Annotated in this window: 18 protein-coding genes and 2 pseudogenes; 8 read left to right on the plus strand and 12 right to left on the minus strand. The window is 65.9% G+C overall.

Annotated elements, in window-relative coordinates; genetic code table 11:
• Positions 1-265: hypothetical protein (locus QGG75_15850; GenBank protein MDP6068708.1), on the minus strand; the 265-nt coding region annotated here is incomplete at its 3' end.
• Between the two features lie 181 nt (positions 266-446).
• Between QGG75_15850 and QGG75_15855 the strand changes: the two are divergent.
• The 4 genes and pseudogenes from QGG75_15855 to fetB all read left to right on the plus strand — a co-directional run bounded on the left by QGG75_15855 (position 447) and on the right by fetB (position 2,957).
• Positions 447-677 (plus strand): annotated as a pseudogene (locus tag QGG75_15855) (hypothetical protein).
• On the plus strand, positions 629-1,426 hold the full coding sequence (locus tag QGG75_15860; GenBank protein ID MDP6068709.1) for a crotonase/enoyl-CoA hydratase family protein: 798 nt from the start codon (positions 629-631) through the stop codon (positions 1,424-1,426). Before QGG75_15855 ends, QGG75_15860 begins: the two are co-directional and overlap by 49 nt.
• A 136-nt stretch (positions 1,427-1,562) precedes the next feature.
• Positions 1,563-2,159 (plus strand): ATP-binding cassette domain-containing protein, encoded by a 597-nt coding sequence (locus tag QGG75_15865; protein MDP6068710.1) that lies wholly within the window; start codon positions 1,563-1,565, stop codon positions 2,157-2,159.
• Positions 2,156-2,957, plus strand: a pseudogene (gene fetB / locus QGG75_15870) (iron export ABC transporter permease subunit FetB). The gene QGG75_15865 and the pseudogene fetB overlap by 4 nt, the downstream one beginning before the upstream one ends.
• Here fetB and QGG75_15875 read toward each other — a convergent pair.
• Entirely contained in the window at positions 2,954-3,244 is a 291-nt protein-coding gene (locus tag QGG75_15875; GenBank protein ID MDP6068711.1) for a UxaA family hydrolase, read from the minus strand. The pseudogene fetB and the gene QGG75_15875 overlap by 4 nt on opposite strands.
• 48 nt (positions 3,245-3,292) lie before the next feature.
• Between QGG75_15875 and QGG75_15880 the strand changes: the two genes are divergently transcribed.
• The gene (locus QGG75_15880; GenBank protein ID MDP6068712.1) at positions 3,293-4,543 is read left to right on the plus strand and encodes an MFS transporter; all 1,251 of its coding nucleotides are present in this window, start codon (positions 3,293-3,295) and stop codon (positions 4,541-4,543) included.
• Entirely contained in the window at positions 4,540-5,241 is a 702-nt protein-coding gene (locus QGG75_15885; GenBank protein ID MDP6068713.1) for a TIGR02281 family clan AA aspartic protease, read from the plus strand. The genes QGG75_15880 and QGG75_15885 overlap by 4 nt, the downstream gene beginning before the upstream one ends.
• Here the strand turns inward: QGG75_15885 and QGG75_15890 are convergent.
• Positions 5,202-6,401: a multidrug effflux MFS transporter gene (locus tag QGG75_15890; GenBank protein MDP6068714.1), complete on the minus strand. Its 1,200-nt coding sequence runs from the start codon at positions 6,399-6,401 to the stop codon at positions 5,202-5,204. The genes QGG75_15885 and QGG75_15890 overlap by 40 nt on opposite strands.
• A 103-nt stretch (positions 6,402-6,504) precedes the next feature.
• Here QGG75_15890 and QGG75_15895 point away from each other — a divergent pair, with 103 nt between their 5' ends.
• Positions 6,505-6,888, plus strand: a complete 384-nt coding sequence (locus QGG75_15895; GenBank protein MDP6068715.1) for a RidA family protein — start codon at positions 6,505-6,507, stop codon at positions 6,886-6,888.
• Between the two features lie 124 nt (positions 6,889-7,012).
• Here the strand turns inward: QGG75_15895 and QGG75_15900 are convergent, their stop codons facing one another.
• From QGG75_15900 to QGG75_15940, 9 genes are all read right to left on the minus strand, one after another.
• Positions 7,013-7,636: a glutathione S-transferase N-terminal domain-containing protein gene (locus QGG75_15900; GenBank protein MDP6068716.1), complete on the minus strand. Its 624-nt coding sequence runs from the start codon at positions 7,634-7,636 to the stop codon at positions 7,013-7,015.
• Positions 7,637-7,646: 10 nt separating this feature from the next.
• Complete coding sequence (locus QGG75_15905; GenBank protein ID MDP6068717.1) at positions 7,647-8,201, minus strand: carboxymuconolactone decarboxylase family protein; 555 nt, start codon at positions 8,199-8,201, stop codon at positions 7,647-7,649.
• 8 nt (positions 8,202-8,209) lie between these two features.
• Positions 8,210-9,022 carry an enoyl-CoA hydratase gene (locus QGG75_15910; GenBank protein ID MDP6068718.1) on the minus strand — a complete coding sequence of 271 codons (813 nt, stop codon included), beginning with the start codon at positions 9,020-9,022 and terminating at the stop codon, positions 8,210-8,212.
• Positions 9,023-9,066: 44 nt separating this feature from the next.
• Positions 9,067-9,363: a putative quinol monooxygenase gene (locus QGG75_15915; protein MDP6068719.1), complete on the minus strand. Its 297-nt coding sequence runs from the start codon at positions 9,361-9,363 to the stop codon at positions 9,067-9,069.
• 85 nt (positions 9,364-9,448) lie between these two features.
• Positions 9,449-10,495, minus strand: a complete 1,047-nt coding sequence (locus QGG75_15920) for a glycerophosphodiester phosphodiesterase (protein MDP6068720.1) — start codon at positions 10,493-10,495, stop codon at positions 9,449-9,451.
• Positions 10,496-10,594: 99 nt separating this feature from the next.
• Positions 10,595-11,458 (minus strand): MaoC family dehydratase N-terminal domain-containing protein, encoded by an 864-nt coding sequence (locus tag QGG75_15925; protein MDP6068721.1) that lies wholly within the window; start codon positions 11,456-11,458, stop codon positions 10,595-10,597.
• A 22-nt stretch (positions 11,459-11,480) separates the two neighbouring features.
• Positions 11,481-12,623 (minus strand): CaiB/BaiF CoA-transferase family protein, encoded by a 1,143-nt coding sequence (locus QGG75_15930; GenBank protein MDP6068722.1) that lies wholly within the window; start codon positions 12,621-12,623, stop codon positions 11,481-11,483.
• Complete coding sequence (locus QGG75_15935; protein MDP6068723.1) at positions 12,623-13,813, minus strand: acyl-CoA dehydrogenase family protein; 1,191 nt, start codon at positions 13,811-13,813, stop codon at positions 12,623-12,625. Before QGG75_15935 ends, QGG75_15930 begins: the two co-directional genes overlap by 1 nt.
• Positions 13,814-14,670: 857 nt before the next feature.
• Positions 14,671-16,452 carry an SLC13 family permease gene (locus QGG75_15940; GenBank protein ID MDP6068724.1) on the minus strand — a complete coding sequence of 594 codons (1,782 nt, stop codon included), beginning with the start codon at positions 16,450-16,452 and terminating at the stop codon, positions 14,671-14,673.
• 88 nt (positions 16,453-16,540) lie between these two features.
• On the opposite strand from QGG75_15940, the gene QGG75_15945 reads away from it, so the two are divergent.
• Entirely contained in the window at positions 16,541-16,717 is a 177-nt protein-coding gene (locus QGG75_15945; protein ID MDP6068725.1) for a GFA family protein, read from the plus strand.
• Positions 16,718-16,838 lie beyond the last annotated feature (121 nt).

The raw sequence follows: 16,838 nt of genomic DNA on the forward strand, positions 1-16,838 counted from the left end.
CGCTTAGCTCGCCGAAGTCCCTCCCCTGGCGCAACAGCTCGATGGCGTCGGGCGCCTTCTTGGCCTTCATCAGGTCCGACATTTCGCCACCCCGGTAACGTTCTTCGGCGTCGGCCTGGGCGTCGAAGGCAAAGATGGCGCCCATCGAGACGAAGAGCTGGACCGGGCGCTCCGACACCGCCGCTACCGAAGCCGTCATAGCGGCCATCTGGATTTTCTCGTGTTCGGCCGAACAGAGCATGATGTAGAGCGGCGTTTCCGGCATCTCGATTTTCCCGGCGGGTCCGTGATGCGCCTATCTTGCAGAATTCCATTGTGAATTCCAGCGCCGCCTTCCCTGGTAAAACCTTAACCGTTAGGGTGTGCCGCTGAGCCAATCCGGAGGAGACCATGAGCCAGTTCAAGCCGACGGCGCGCAGCCGCGGCCGGCGCGCGCCCAAGCGTCTGCACTGGACGCCGTCGTCGAACGCTTCATGCCCGGCCGTGCGGCCGACATCCGCCCGGCCAACAAGAAGGAGCTCGAGGCCACCACCGTGGTGGCCGGGGCGCCGCTGCCCGATCCCGACCTCGAGGCCGGCATCGAGCTGCCGGACCAGGTAGCCTTTTGCACAGGAATGGAGAAAAACCGATGCCCGACGCAGTGCGCTACGAGATTGAGGGCCACGTCGTCACCCTGACCATCGATCGGCCCGAGATGCGCAACGCCCTGATCGAAGAGGTGGTCGAGGGCCTGGTCGATAGCTGCCTGCGCATCAACGCCGATGATGGCGTGCGGGTGGTGATTGTGACCGGGGCGGGGACGGCGTTTTCAGCCGGCGGCAACCTCAAGGCCATCGACAAGTCGGCCAGCGAGTTCGGCGGCACGCCGGCGGAACTTAGGCAAAAATACCTCACCGGCATCCAGCGCATGCCGCTGGCTTTCTACGGTCTCGAAGTGCCGGCCATCGCCGCCGTCAACGGCCCGGCCATTGGTGCCGGCTGCGACTTGACCACCATGTGCGACATCCGCATCGCCTCGACCAAGGCGCTGTTTTCCGAGGCCTTCGTCAAGCTGGGCCTGATCCCCGGCGACGGCGGCGCCTGGCTGCTGCCGCGCGCCATCGGGCTCTCGCGGGCCTCCGAGATGGCCTTCACCGGCGACCGCTACGACGCCCAGGCGGCGCTCGAGTTCGGCCTGGTCTCTCGCGTGGTCGAGCCCGACGAGCTCATGAATGCAGCTAACGAGTTGGCCGGGCGCATAGCCGTCAACCCGCCGCACGCGCTGCGTATGGCCAAGCGCCTGATCCGCGAGGGCCAGCGCGTCGAGTTCGAGACGCTGCTTGAGATGTCGGCCGGCATGCAGGCCCTGGCCCACCACGCCGCCGACCACAAGGAAGCGATTACGGCGATACTCGAGAAACGCCCGCCCAAGTTCGCCGACGACTAATCCGCGGCAAAACCGGGGTCGGAGTGGGTTTTCGGTCAAACCGGGGTCGGAGTGGGTTTTCGGTCAAAACCGGGGTCGGAGTCGGAGTCGGTTTTGGAGTGGAGTGAACCCCAATCAACCTAACCGTGGAGGGGGCATGCTCAGCGTCGAGGGATTGCGCAGGCCAGGTCTGGCGCCGGTCACGCTAGGCATCGAGGGTGGCCAGTGCCTCGGCCTGAGCGGGCCTTCGGGGGCGGGCAAGACGCTGCTTCTGCGGGCCATCGCCGATCTCGATAAAAACAGCGGTGAGGTTCGCTGTTCCGGCGTGGCGCGATCGGGCATCTCCGCCCCGGCCTGGCGCCGGCGCGTGGCCTATCTGGCGGCCCATGCCGGCTGGTGGGCCGAGGAGGTGGGCGAGCATTTCGAAAGCCGCGAAGACCTGGCCCAACTTCTGCCCCGTCTGGGCCTGCCTGAGGCCGTGCTGGAGTGGCCGGTGGCCCGTCTTTCCACCGGCGAGCGCCAGCGCCTGGTGCTGTTGCGCACGCTGGCACTGGAGCCCCAAGTGCTGTTGCTGGACGAGCCCACCGCGGGGCTCGACCCGGAAGCCGTGGCCCAGGTCGAGAGCCTGCTGCGCGGGCGCCTGGCGGCCGGCGTCGCGATTTTGCTGGTGAGCCACAGCGCCGAACAACTCGAGCGCATTGCCGGGCGCCGCTTGCGCCTCGAGGGCGGCGTTTTGCAAGGTTCCGGCCGGTGACCTTCCTGGCCCTGGGATATGGCGACGTGGCCCTGGCGGCGCTGTTGCTGCTGGCCAATGCCGGGCTCTCGGCGGCGCTCGGCTTCGGGCTCGGCCGGCAGCTCCTGGTGGCGGGCGCGCGCATGGTGGTCCAATTGCTGCTGCTGGGCCTGGTGCTGAAGTTGCTGTTCGCCATTGCTACACCGCTTTGGACGGCACTGGCGGCGCTGCTGATGGTGCTGGTGGCGGGGCGCGAGGTGACGGCGCGCCAGCGCCGCCGGCTGGCCGGACCCTGGCGCTATGGTCTGGGCACAGGCAGCGTCATGGCGGCCGGCATGCTGGTGACGCTCTTGGCCCTGACCGTGGCCATCCGGCCCGAGCCCTGGTATGACGCGCGCTTTGCGCTGCCGCTGTTTGGCATGGTGCTGGGCAATACCATGAACGGCGTGGCGCTGGCGCTCAACGCCTTGATGGAGGGCGTGGCGCGGGAACGCGAGGCCATCGAGGCACGCCTGGCACTGGGCCACGACCGCCACCTGGCCCTCAGCGGGCCGCGGCGCGAGGCCTATCGCACCGGCCTCATTCCCATCGTCAATTCCATGTCGATCTCGGGCCTGGTGTCGCTGCCCGGCATGATGACCGGGCAGATCCTGGCCGGCGTCGATCCGGTCGAGGCCGTCAAGTACCAGATCCTGATCATGTTCGTGATCGCCGGCGGCACCGGGTTCGGCGTGCTGGCCGCCGCCTGGGGCGGCAGTTTTTTGGTCAGCGACAGCCGCCCACCGGCTGCGGCTCGACCGCCTCGAGACGGTCGCCTAGCGCTCCTCGGGCTCGGCGATGCCGTAGTGCGAGGTGACGTTGTGGACGTGGACGTGGCGGCCGCTGGCGATGGCCTGGGTGGCGCCGCCGATGGGGGCGCCGTACTTGATCACCTTGTCGCCGGTGGCGATGTCGGATAGCGCCACCTTGTGGCCGAAGCCCACGTCGTCGGCAAGACGTAGCGTGCCAGTCGCCTCGCCCTCGAGGTCGCAATCCTGGCCGGCTTGGCCATCGGCCAGCAGGGTGGCGACGTTGTCGTCGACGTGCAGCACGATGGCACGGGTCATGAGGCTCTGCTTCCTACGCGAATCCTGAGGCTGGTGTATATCTAGTCTATGTCCTCGGCAAGCGCCTCCGGCTTCGCGCCCATCATTCGCGCCCTGGCGGTACCCACTTATGGCGCCTACTCGGCGGGTAACCTGGTGTCGCTGATCGGCTTTTGGATGCAACGCGTCGGCGTCGGCTGGCTGACCTGGGAGCTCACCGAATCGCCCACCTGGCTCGGCGTGATGGCATTTGCCGACCTTATTCCCTCGGTCTTCATCGCGCCGCTGGCCGGCTCGGTGGCCGACCGCTGGAACCGCCTGATGCTGATCAAGGTCGGGCAGGTTCTAGCCTGCCTGCAAGCTGGGGTACTGGCGCTGCTGACCGGGGCCGGCTGGATCAACGTCGAGGTCTTGTTGCTGCTGATCCTGGTGGGCGGCTTTGTCGCCGCTTTCATGATGCCGGTGCGGCTGGCCCTGATCCCCAGCCTGGTGCCGCCGCCGCACATGCCGGCCGCCGTGGCCCTCAACGCCAGCATCTTCAACCTCTCGCGCTTCATCGGCCCGGCCCTGGCCGGCCTGGTCATCCTGCACTGGGGCGTCGGGGCGACCTTTGCCGTCAATGCCGTCACCTTCATCGTCTTCCTGGTGGTGTTGATGCGCCTCAGCTTGCGGCCCGAGGAAGCCACTTCCCGCAAGTCGGGCGGCAGCCTGTTGCGTGACGCCGCCGAGGGTTTTCGCTACGCCGCCGGCCATCCCGGCATCGCCCCCATCCTGGTGCTGCTGGTGTTCATGAGCTTGTGCGCCCGGCCGGTCGCCGAGTTGTTGCCCGGCTTCGCCGCCCAGGTCTTTCAGGGCGGGCCCGATATCCTGGCGCTGCTCACCTCGAGCGCCGGCATCGGCGCCACCGTCGGCGGCCTCTGGCTGGCCCGGCGCGGCGATCCGGCGGGCCTGACGGGCGTCGCCCTGATCTCGACCCTGGTGCTGGTGGCGGCGCTGCTGCTGTTCGTGGCCAGCGACTCGCTGTGGCTGGCGGTGCCGGCCATCGCCGCGGCCTCGTTCTGCATGTTGCTGGTCGCCGTGGGGGCGCAGACCTTGCTGCAACTCTCGGTCGACGCGGCGCTGAGGGGCCGCGTGCTCAGCCTATTCGGCATGGTCATCCGCGGCGGCCCGGCGCTGGGCGCCCTGGCCATCGGCGCGGCTTCCGAGATCATCGGCCTGCAACTGGCCCAGGGCGCGGCGGCCTTGCTGATGCTGCTGGGCCTGGCTTGGCTGTGGCGCCGCCGCCAGCACATCGCCGCCGCCCTGGAGGGCGGGAAGTGAAAGGCTCACCGTCGCGGGGCTGGTTGCTGCTGCTGGGCGCCGGCCTGGCGCTGGGGGCGGTGGTCGTTTTTCTCGCGCTCAGCTTCCCCGAGGCGCTGGCCGACCAGGACCAGTGGTTGCGCCTGGTCTATCTGGTGGCGCTGCTGGCGGTGCTGGCGAGCGGGGCTGCCTGGCGTCGCCGGCCGCCGCTTGCCCAGTGGCTGCGCCAGTCCCTGATCTGGCTGGCCATCGGCGTGGTACTGGTCTCGGTCTACGCGCTGCGCCACGATGCCCTGACCCTTTACCAGCGCGTGGTGGCCGAGCTTTTGCCCCACCAGGGCTCGGTCGCCGGCAGCGCCGTCAGCTTCGTGGCCCGCCAGGGCGGCCAGTTCGTCATCGAGGCCGAGGTCGATGGCACACGCCTGCGCTTTCTCGTCGACACCGGCGCCTCCGACGTGGTGCTCAGCCCGGCCGACGCCGAACGCCTGGGCATAGACCTGGCCAAGCTCTCGTTCGACCGGCGCTACGCCACGGCCAACGGCCCCGTCCTGGGCGCGCCCGTGCGGCTTCGCCGCGTCGCCGTCGGGCCCATCGTGCTCGAAGACGTGCGGGCCTCGGTCAACCAGGCCGCCATGCAGCACTCACTGCTGGGCATGAGCTTCCTGGGGCGCCTCGGCCGCTATGAAGTCCGCGAAGGGGTTCTTACGCTGGAACGCTGACCCAGAACATGCGAGGCCAGCGAGAGCGCCACGCAGACGACGATCAGCAGCACCAGCGGCCGGGCGCTGTCGGCCAGCATGAGGCCGACCAGATAAGACGCCGCGGCGCCGAAACCGATCTGCATGGAACCCGCCAGGCCGGCCGCGGCGCCGACGCGCCGGGGATCGGCGCTGATGGCGCCGGCCGTGCCTGAGGGGATGCAGAGGCCGTTGCCGATCGAGACGATCGACATCAAACCAAAGAGCGTGAGCGGGGTCAGGCCGAGGCTGAACTCCGTGACTGCGAGCGAGAGGGAGCCAATTAGCGCCACACATATGCCGGCCCAGATCAGGCGCGGGATGCCCAGACGCTTGACCAGGCGGGCCGTGGCAAAGTTGGCGCCGACGTACGTCACCGAGATGATTACGTAGTAGAGGCCGAAATCGGTCGGCGAGCGGCCCATGAGGTCGACCATGACGTAAGGTGCGCCGCCCATGAAAGCAAAATAGGCCGAGGTGATAAAGGCCACCTGGAAGGCATAGCCGTTGAAGGCGCGGTTTCGCAAAAGCTGCCAGAACGAGAGGAAAAGGCTGGCGAACTCGGCCTGGTGGCGGCCCTCGTGCAGGGTTTCAAAGGCAAAGAGGTATGCCGCGCCCCAGGTCAGCGCCGCCAGGCCCAGAATGAACACGAAGGTGGCCCGCCAGCCCAGCCAATCCTCAAACAGACCGCCGACCACCGGCGCCAGCGTCGGCGCCACCACCACGGCCATGGTCAAGTAGGCGATCATGGCGGCGGCGCGTTCCGGCGCATGCAGGTCCCGCACCATGGCCCGTGCCATGACCAGGCCGGCCCCGCCGCCGATGGCCTGCACCAGGCGCCCGGCGATCAGCATCTCGATGCTGGTTGCCGCCACGCAAAGCACCGTACCGGCGAGGAAGATGCCCAAGCCGGCCAGCAGCACCGGGCGGCGGCCAAAGCGGTCCGAGAGCGGCCCATAAGCGAGCTGGGCCAGCGCCAGGCCGACGAGATAAACCGTCAGCGTCAACTGCACCACGGCATAGCTGGTGCCGAAGGCGCGCTGCAGCCCCGGCATCGAGGGCAGGATGGCGTTCAGCGTGAAGGTGCCGAGGCCGGCGACGGCGATCAATATGGCGAGCGAGGGGCGGCGCGGTGCGGACATCACCGGGCCGGGCCTAACATCCGGCCGCGCCCGACGCAAGGCTTGCCGGGCCGGCGCTGGGCGCCGATTATGGCCTCGAAGGTGAAACCAGCGGAGAGAGGCCATGAACCGTATTTACAATCCCGAGGGCGTGCATACCCCGGTGGGCAATTATCACCACGGCTGCGAGGTGCCGGCCGGCGCCCGCTGGCTGATGCTGGCCGGCCAGGTGGGCGTCAAACCGGACGGCACTTGGGCCGAGGGCGCGGCTGCCCAGGCCGAACAGGCCTGTCGCAACATCGTCGCCATCCTGGCCGAGGCCGACATGGGGCCCGAGGACATCGTCAAGCTGGTCACCTATCCGGTCGGCGCCGAGCACATCCCGGCCGTTCGCGCGGCCCGCGACGAAGTGCTCGGCGTGGCGCCGCCGGCCACGCTGATCGTGGTCCCCGCCCTGGCGGTGCCGGAAGCGCTGATCGAGATCGAGGCCATCGCGGCGAAGGCGTAGAGCGAGCTCCAAACAAAGCGCCCCCACCCCGGCCCCCATCAGAGGGGGAGAAGAAAACGCTGGTTGGTGCCGGCTCCCTCCCTCCTTGTGGGAGGGTGAGGGTGGGGGGGTATGCTGTATCCGCTCAAGGTGCGCTGGGAATGGTAATCCCTTTCTGCACCGCCGGGCGGGCGTGGATGGTATCGAACCAGCGCTTGACGTTGGGCCATTCGGCCAGGTCGACTTCCTGCCACTCGTAGCGCAGCACCCAGGGGAAGGTGGCGATGTCGGCGATGGAATAGTCGTCGCAGATGAAATCGCGGCCTTCCAGGCGGTCGTTCAGCACGCCGTAGAGCCGGCGCATTTCCTTTGTGTAGCGCTCGACGCCGTAGCTCACCTTGCGCGCCTCTTGGGAACGCAGGAAGTGGTGGACTTGGCCGAAGTTGGGCCCCACGCCGCCCATCTGCCACATCAGCCATTGGATGATGTCGTAACGCTTGCGCTGCTCGGTGGCGAAGAGAAGGCCCGTCTTGTCGCCCAAGTACATCAAGATGGCGCCCGATTCGATCACCGTATAGGGGCCGCCCTCGGCGTCCTGGTCGACGATGGCGGGGATCTTGCTGTTGGGGTTGATGGCGATGAACCCGGGGCTGAACTGGTCGTCCTGGGTGATGTTGATGGGATGGACGGTGTACTCGAGGCCGCATTCCTCGAGCATGATGGAGGCCTTGCGGCCGTTGGAAGTGCCCCAGGTGTAGAGATCGATCATGGCTTCCTCACTAGCGCGTTGGAAACTGTGGTTCTTCGCCCTCGGGCAAATCGACCTCGAAGGCGTTCAGCGTCATCGATACCAGCGTGTAATAGCCCATCGTGCCGACCAATTCGACCAGCGCCTTGGTGCCCAAAAGATCGACGGCGCGCTGGTAGAGGGCTTCCTCGAGGCGGCGGTTGTGCACGAGTGCGATGGCGACGTCGTAGATCATCTGTTCGTCCGCGGCCAAATCGGGCGGTGCCTTGCCGTCCTTGATGGCTTCGATGGTTGCCAAAGCTACACCGCCCTCACGGGCCAGCCGGGCGTGGGCCCACCATTCGAACTGGGTCCGCCAATGCGCCGCCACCACCAGCACGGCGATCTCGTAAAGCCGGGGCGGCAGCGAGGAGCCGAAGCGGATGAAGGCGCCGAGCTGCTGGGCCGGGCCGCACAAACCCGGGCTTTGCAGCCAGATGGCCAGCGGCCCCGGCGCGCCGCCGCGGGGTCCGGCCTGCATGGCTTCGAGCACTTGGCGCTGCTCGGCGTCGAGCTCGGCCGCGTCGAGTTCGGAAAGCCTGCTCATGGCGCGCTCTAACGCCCGCTGAAGTTGGGAGCGCGTTTTTCCAGATAGTGCGCCACGCCCTCCTTGAAGTCCTCGCTCTTGAAGGATTGCACCATCTCGACGTTGGCCTCGGCCACGGCCTGGGCCAGGGTCTGGAATTGGGCGCCGTAGACTTGGCGTTTCATCACTTGAACCGAGCGCGGCGAGACCATGGTGGCGAGTTCGGTGGCGTAATCCTTGACCGCTGCCCCGAGCTCGTCCTGGGGCACCACCTGGTTGACCAGGCCCATGCGGCCGGCCTCGGCGGCGTCGATTTTGCGCGCCGTCAACAGAAGATCCAGGGCGTGGGCGTGGCCCACCAATTTCGGCAGCATCCAGCTGATGCCGTGCTCGGCGATCAGGCCGCGGCGCGAAAAGGCGGTGGTGAAGACGGCATCGCTGCCGGCGATGCGCACGTCGCAATAGAGCGACATGACCAGGCCGAGCCCGGCGCAGGGGCCGTTGATGGCGCAGACGATGGGCTTGGGCGTGGCCGGAAAGTAGGAATACTGGGTCTGGAAATCGGGCAGTTCCGTGGCCTCGTAGGGCGCCGTTTTGGGCGGCTCCTGGCCGCTGTCGGGATCGACGGCACTGAGCAGGTCCATGTCGGCGCCGGCGCAGAAGCCGCGCCCGGCGCCGGTCAGCACCACGACTTTCACGGCCTCGTCGCCGCCGGCCTCGGTCATGGCCTGGCGCACCTCCTGCTCCATCATGCGGGTCCAGGCGTTGAGCCGGTCGGGCCGGTTGAGCGTGATGGTGGCGATGCCGTCGGCTGTCTCAAAAAGGATGTCCTGATAGCTCATGGATTCGGGTTCCTGTGATGCGAAGAATTCCGTGGGGCGCGGGGTCAGGCCGGCAGGGCCAGACCCTCGACGATGCGGCGCGATGTCACCATGTCGCTGGTGGCGTCGCGGAACCTGCCAAGTTGGGGGTTGTCGCGGTGGATTTCGAGGGCCGCCTGGTCGGCGTAGACCTCGTAGAGCAGGAAAGTGTTCTCGTCGTCGCGCGAGGCATAGACGTCGAACTGCTTACAACCCGCTTCGCCAGCCAGTGTCTTGGCGGCATGGTCGTTCATTTCGCGCATGAAATACTGGCGTTGGGCGGCGTCGACCTCGAGTTGGACGAACAAGGCAATTTTGCTCACGGTGTGATCTCCGGAAGGGGGATGACGGCAACTGATTTGCCTAGCACGCTGGCCGGCCGGCCGCCAGGGCGAAAACCGCCGACCTTCAGGAACTCGGCGGTAACGGCGGAACACTTACGCCCAGCCGCATCAGCACCTGGCGCAATTTGTCGGGATAATCGCTGACGATGCCGTCGACGCCGAGTTTGACGAAGCGCTCCATCTCGGCCTTGCTGTTGACGGTCCAGACCAGGACCTTGAGGCCGAGTGCCTGGGCCTCGGCCACCTGGGCGGCGTCGAGTTCGCGCCAGTAGACCGACCAGGTGTTGCAGCCGGCGCGCTTGACGAGCTTTGGCACGGAGCCGGCGAAATCATCGACGTCCAGGCCGTTGGTCCAGGCCGAGGGGCCGGGACGGCCGCGTTGGACGTTGTCGATCCAGGATTGCTGGGCCGTCAGGCAGATGGTCTCGATCTCTGGCGCCAAGCGGCGAACATGGGCCAGCGTACGCCAGTCGTAGGATTGGATGGCGGCAAAGGGCAGCGTTCCGCTGCGGCGCAGCACCTCGACCACCTTGGCGGCAAAACCCGCCGGCTCGAGGGTCTCTTCGGGCCTGTCGGGGCGGCCCTTGATTTCGATGTCGAGGCGCACATCCCGGCGGCCAAAATGGCGCCACAGCGTAATCACCTCGTCCAGCGTCGGCATGGCCGTGCGGTCGATCGGCTGCTGCTTCTTGAAGCGCTGGGCGTACGACTTGCGGCGCGGGTTGAGGCGGCCCACGTCGTAGGTTCTGAGCTCGTCCAAGGACAGCGTGATCAGCGCCGGTCCGTCGGCCAGCAGCCAGTTTCCCTCGGCATCCCGAGTGACGTCGGGATTGAGCGACTGGTGGTGGCTGACCACGACGCGGCCGTCTTTGCTGACGCTCACGTCCAATTCCAGCACCGTCACGCCGAGCGTCAAGGCACGGGCGAAGCCAGGCAGGGTGTTTTCCGGAAGCAAACCCCGGGCGCCACGGTGGCCGATCAACTCGAAGGCCGGGCGGGGCGCTGCCGGGCGGCCGACCTGGGGTTGCTCCGGCGTCGCCCCGCAGGCCGCCAGGAACAAGGCCGTCCCCAGCCAAGTGGTCAGGCAGAGGCGAGAAATCGCTGCCGCCATCTGATCTCTCCCTTCAGGAGCCGGTATTGGTTTGCAACAATCGAAACAACAAAAGTCGGCTTGGTAGCAAACCGAAACAGTTCGATCCGAGGCACCCCCTCAATCCGCGAATTCGATCTCGGCCTTCATGGCGAGCGCGCCTTCGGGCGTGAGAGCGGCCAGGTCGCAGCCCTGGCCGTCGGCCGTGGGGCGGCCGGTGAGGCGGAAGGGGGCGGTGGCGAAAAGCGGCCGCATGGCCCGGAAGCCGAAGGACTTGAGGGCCCGCCCGCCGCTTGAATCGCGACACAGCTCGAGCAGTAATATGGCCGTCAGCGGCCCGTGAACCACCAGGCCGGGATAATGCTCGACGCCGGTGGCATAGGGCTCGTCGTAGTGGATGCGGTGGGGGTTGAAGGTGACGGCGGAAAAGCGGAACAGCATCACCGGATCGGGATCGATCTCTTGCTGCCAGTCGTTGGCCAAGGGTTCGGGCTCGGCTTCCGCCACCGCCGGTACCGAAGTCTGGGCCTCGGCCTCGCGCATGACGATGTCCTGTTCTTCCTCGACGCAAAGGCCGCTTTCGTCGAACACACGGTAGGCCACCGTGATGAACGCCAGCTTTCCCGACCGGCCTTCCTTTTCCCGGATGCGTATAACTTCCGATTCGCGGCGGATGCGGTCGCCGAGCCGGATGGGGCGCTGGTACTGCATGCGGGCGCCGGCGAACATGCGTCGCGGGAAGGGCACGGGCGGCATGAAGCCCGAGTCCATAGTGAGGCCATCGGCGCCGACCGCGGACTGGCGGTCCTGGTTGGGGAAATAGAGCCAATGCCAGCCCCAGGGCAGGTTGTCGCCGAGGGTGGGCGGCGGCTCGTCGCGATCGAGGGTGGCGGCCAGGTTGCCGGTCATGGCGGGGGTGGCGATGTCCTCGCGCACCTCCAGGCTGGCGCTCCAGTCTGCGTAGCTCACGGCGGCATCGCTCATGGTGGTTCTCCCGATTTTCCGACTACTCCGCGCCGTCGCTTTCGCCGGCGGCGAATTCCTTGGCTATGGCTCTGCTGTGTTGGCCCAACTCCGGCACGGGCGCGAACTCGGGCGCCTCGCCGGCCACCCGGGCCGGCGGCGCCACCACGTCGATGCTGCCGCCGGGGATGGGCTGGGGCACCAGCCTGAGCGCCGGATGCTGGGCCAGATCGTCGAGCGAATTGACCGCACCATAGGCCACCCGCCCGCGCTTGAGACGCTCGACCAGCGTCTCGCGGTCGTGGGCCGAAAAGACCGCTTCGATTTCGCTATCCAGCGCCTGGCGATTGGCCACCCGGGCCTGGTTGTCATGGAAAAGTTCGTGCTCGGCCAAATCAGGCCTTTCCAGCACGTGCTCGCAAAAGCGCTGCCATTCGCGGGCGTTCTGGATCGACAGCACGATCAGCTCGCCGCCACGGGCGGCATAGGCGCCATAAGGGGCCAGCACGGGATGGTGCAGCCCGATGCGGCCTGGCGGCCGGCCGGCGGCGTGGTACAAGAGCGGTACCGCCATCCAGTCGGCCAGGGCGTCGAAGAGCGAAACCTTGAGGCCCTTGCCGGTGCCGGTACGGTAGCGCTCATGCAGCGCCTCGAGAATGGCGCCAGCGGCATACATGCCGCAGGAAATATCGGCCACCGAGACGCCCACCCGGCCCGGCGCCTCAGGCGTGCCGGTGATCGAGGCCAGCCCCACCTCGGCCTGGATCAGCATGTCGTAGGCCCGCATGTGGCTGACGCGTTCATCGTCGCCATAGCCCGAGATATCGCAGGTGATAAGCCGGGGATGGCGCCGGCGCAGCTCGTCCGAGCCGATGCCGGCGCGCTCGGCGGCACCGGGTGCCAGGTTCTGGATGTAGACGTCGGCCCGGGCCAGGATGCGGTCGAGAAGCGCCGCGTCGTCAGGCTGTTTGAAGTCGAGCTTGAGCGATTCCTTGCCCCGGTTGAGCCAGACGAAATAGGCGCTGTGGCCGCCGGCCACGGCATCGTAGTGCCGGGCGAAATCGCCTTCCGGGCGCTCCACCTTGATCACCCGGGCGCCGGCATCAGCCAGGCGCGAGGAACAATAGGGCGCCGCCACGGCCTGCTCGACGGCCACCACCAGGATGTCCTTCAAGGCGCCTCGCATCAGTACGACCGGGGCAAGCCCAGCGCGCGCTCGGCCAGGAAGGTGAGGATCAGGTTGGTCGAGATCGGCGCCGTCTGGTAGAGCCGCGTCTCGCGCCACTTGCGCTCGACGTCGTATTCCTCGGCGAAGCCGAAGCCACCAAAGGTCTGCAAACAGGCCTCGCCGGCCTGCCAGGCGGCCTCGGAAGCCAGCAGCTTGGCCATGTTGGCCTGTTCGCCGGCCGCCAAGCCGGCCTCGAAGCGGCGCGCCGCCTCGTGCACCATCAAGTCCGCCGCCTCGGTGGCGGCATAGGCCCGGGCCAGGGGAAACTGAATCCCCTGGTTCTGGCCGATGGGGCGGCCGAAAACCTGGCGCTCGCAGGCGTATTCGCTGGCCTTGGCCAGGAACCAGCGGGCATCGCCGATGCATTCGGCGGCCACCAGCACGCGCTCGGCGTTCATGCCGTCGAGGATATAGCGAAAGCCCTGGTCCTCCTCGCCGATCAGGCTGTCGGCCGGGATGCGCAGGTCCTCGAAGAAGATCTCGGTGGTGGCATGGTTGATCATGGTGCGGATGGGCTTGATCGTCATGCCGCGCCCCAGCGCCGCCTGCATGTCGACGAGAAAGACCGAAAGTCCCTGGGTGCGCTTCTCGACACGGTCCCGCGCCGTGGTGCGGGCCAGCAGCAGCATCAGGTCGGAATGCTCGGCCCGCGAGGTCCAGACCTTCTGGCCGTTGATGACGTATTCATCGCCGTCACGCACGGCCGTGGTGCGCAAGCTCAGCGTATCCGTGCCGCTGGTCGGCTCGCTCACCCCGAAGGCCTGCAGCCGCACCTCGCCCGAGGCGATCTTGGGCAGCCAGCTGTCTTTCTGTTCGTCGCTGCCGTGCCTGAGCAAGCTGCCCATGATGTACATTTGGGCGTGGCAGGCGCCCGAGTTGGCGCCCGATTTGTTTATTTCCTCGAGGATGGCGGCGGCCGCGCTCAGCGGCAGGCCCGAGCCGCCGTATTGTTCGGGCACCAGCACGGCCAGGAACCCGGCATTGGTCAGGGCCTGGACGAATTCCGTGGGATAGCCGCGGTCGCGGTCCTTCTGGCGCCAGTACTCACCGGGGAAATCAGCACAGAGAGCCCGCACCGATAGGCGGATTTGTTCGATGGTGTCGTCAGAGTCGGTTCTGTCGCTGTCGGGCGCAGGTTGGGCGTTCATTCGGGGCTCTGCCAGGTGAATTCCAAAGGACATCCGATTGTGCGACCTCGTGGCGTGCGCCGCAAGCGCTCAAGGGTCGCCTCAATTTTTTGCTGACAGAAAAATACCTCGTCAGCAACAATATTGATATCATTGATAAGTTGCAATAATTAACATATAATACTCCAGGGAATAAATGATTACATATAATAAACTTAAGTATAGCATGTTCAATTCACTCGGTTTTTTCTTCCATGAACGATGTCCATCTTGATCGTATTTTCCTTTTTGATCTAATTCCCGCGCTGATACATTCTAATACTACACTTCCTTTGCTTGTTCGGTCTCTGAATCTTCCCCTCAGCTCGTTGCCAGATTCCATTTCTTCCTGCCGCTTCGATGTCATGACAATAAATTCCCGTTGACCACTTGCGGAGCGCAAAATTTTGATCAATTCTGGTCCGTTAGAGATGACTCGAAGAGTACCTCGTCGCGCACGCTGTATTTGTGTTAGCGTCGCTTTATTTTCAAGTCTCTCTATAAATGTCATATCCGAGGAATTTGTTACCATATGTGATGGTAATGTTACTTCAAGATTGCTATTCACAGCGGTACTGAAATCTCTAATCAAAATAAAGGGGCGGGACCGACGCCGGTGGAGCTGGTAAAAAAATCCCAGTCCACCAGCAATTATCGCAACCAAAATTCCTGCAAATAATTCGATGCTCAGTTGAGAAAATGGCTGCATGGTCCTTGCACCGTTTTCAATTTCTATCTTCAGACCATTATCGATGAGATAGTATCTTGAGACAAGAGAAATTATGTCCAAGAAAAACGCCCATTCGTCCAGGAATTTCTGCTAATGCGTCAGTATCCCGCTACAACGGCCAGACCCAAACGATCATGGGCACGGCGACGATGGTCAGCAGTACCTCGAGCGGCAGGCCGAGCCGCCAGTAATCGCCGAACTCGTACCCGCCGGGCCCCATCACCAGGATGTTGTTCTGGTGCCCGATGGGGGTCAAGAAAGCGCAGCTTGCCCCCACCGCCACCGCCATCAGGAACGCGTCCGAACTGACCCCCAGGCTGGCCGCCAGGCTGACGGCGATGGGCGCCATGACGAGCGCCGTGGCGGCGTTGTTGAGGATGTCGGAAAGCGTCATGGTGACAACCAGCAAGAGCGCCAGCACCAGCACCGGTGCCAGGCCGCCAGCCACGGCGAGAATGCCCCGGGCCGCCAGTTCCGTGGTGCCCGAGGACTCCAGTGCCCCGGCCAGCGGGATCATCGAACCCAGCAGCACGATCACCGGCCAGTCGATGGCGTCATATAGCTCGCGTGCCGGCACCAGGTTGGTCATGACCATCAGCGAGGCAGCGGCACAGAGCGCTACCGGCAGCGACACGACGCCGAGCGTCGCGGCGACGATGGCCAGGCCGAAGACGCCCATGGCGATGCCGGCCTGGTGGCGTTTGCCCACTTGCCAGCCGCGTTCGGCCAGCGGCAACAGGCCCAGCGCCGCCACCACCTCGGCCAGCGTGTCTTCCTCGCCCTGCAACAGCAGCACGTCGCCGGCCTGGAACTTGAGGCCCCGCAGCCGGTCGCGGAAGGGTTTCCCCTGGCGGGCCACGGCCAAAAGGTTGATGCCGTAGCGGCTGCGAAAGCGTAATTGCGCCGGCGTCCGTCCCTCGAGGCGCGTCCGTGGCGGCACCACGGCCTCGATCAGCGCCATGTCCTCGGAGTGCAGAAGATGGCCGCGGGCCTGGTCGGTGCCGACGAAAGTGAGCCCGAGCGTCGAGACGAACTTGTCGAAGCCGGCGGGATCGGCCTCGACGATGAGGATATCGCCGGACTTGATGGCCTCGCGGCGCAGCCAGCGCACGATGCGTTGGCCCCGGCGCACGATGGCGATGACGGCGACGCCGAAGTCCTCGGGCGAATCCTCGAGGTCCTTTACCTTCAGGCCGACGGCTTGCGAATCCTTCGGCACCTTGATCTCGGCCACGTAGTCCTCGATGTCGAAAAGCTCGGCCGCCGTCAGCCGCGCCCGGCGCTGGCCGGGGATCAGGCGCCAGCCCACGAGTGCGATGAACACCAGTCCGGCCAGCGCCAGCACGCCGCCCACCGGCGTGAAGTCGAACATCGAGAAAGGCTGGCCCAAGCGCTCGCCGCGATATGTGGCGATGATGATGTTGGGCGGCGTGCCGATCATGGTGACGAGGCCGCCGAGGATGGAGCCGAACGAGAGCGGCATCAGCAAAATACTCGGCGAGCGTTCCGCCTTGGCCGCCGATTGCAATGCCAGCGGCATCATCAGCGCAAGCGCGCCGACGTTGTTCATTAGCGCCGAGGCCGCCGCCGCCACGCCCGAAAGCGCGCCCACGTGCAAGGTGGGTGTGGCGGTGGCCGGGGCCAAAAGACGCAACACCATATCCAGCGCGCCCGAGTTGGAGAGCGCCCGGCTGATCACCAGCACCGCCGCCACCGTGATGACGGCGGGGTGGCCGAAACCGGCAAAGGCGCTGCCCGTCGGCACCACGCCCAGCAGTACCGCCAGCAGCAGCGCCGCGAAGGCCACCACGTCATAGCGCCACGGCCCACGGGCGAAGAGGGCGAAGACGGCGACCAGGATGGCCGTTATCAGGACTTGGTCCAGCGACATCTGCCTTTGCTGCTCGATAAGGGGTTGACCCAGGCGCCGCACATCCTACCGTTGGCAGCGGCCGACAAACCAGTGGCGAGGTAACCCCATGTCCGTACCCTTCGAAGGCGGCTGCCTCTGCGGTGCCGTGCGCTACCGCTGCTCGACCGAGCCCGACCGTGTCTATTTTTGCCATTGCAGCAATTGCCGCAAAGTTTCGGGCACCGCCTTCCACACCGGCGTCATGGTGCGCCGCGGGGCCTTTGAGCCCCCATTTCCCAGATGAACTCGTTAATCGATGCCCTGAGATGGAGATTATGCTATAAGAATCAATATGTTGAGGAGTTGATGGAGTGGTTGGCATGGCACACCCGATGGGTGAATCGAAACGGGACGGACTTCGGGTC

Source organism: Alphaproteobacteria bacterium (assembly GCA_030740435.1).
GTDB lineage: Bacteria > Pseudomonadota > Alphaproteobacteria > UBA2966 > UBA2966.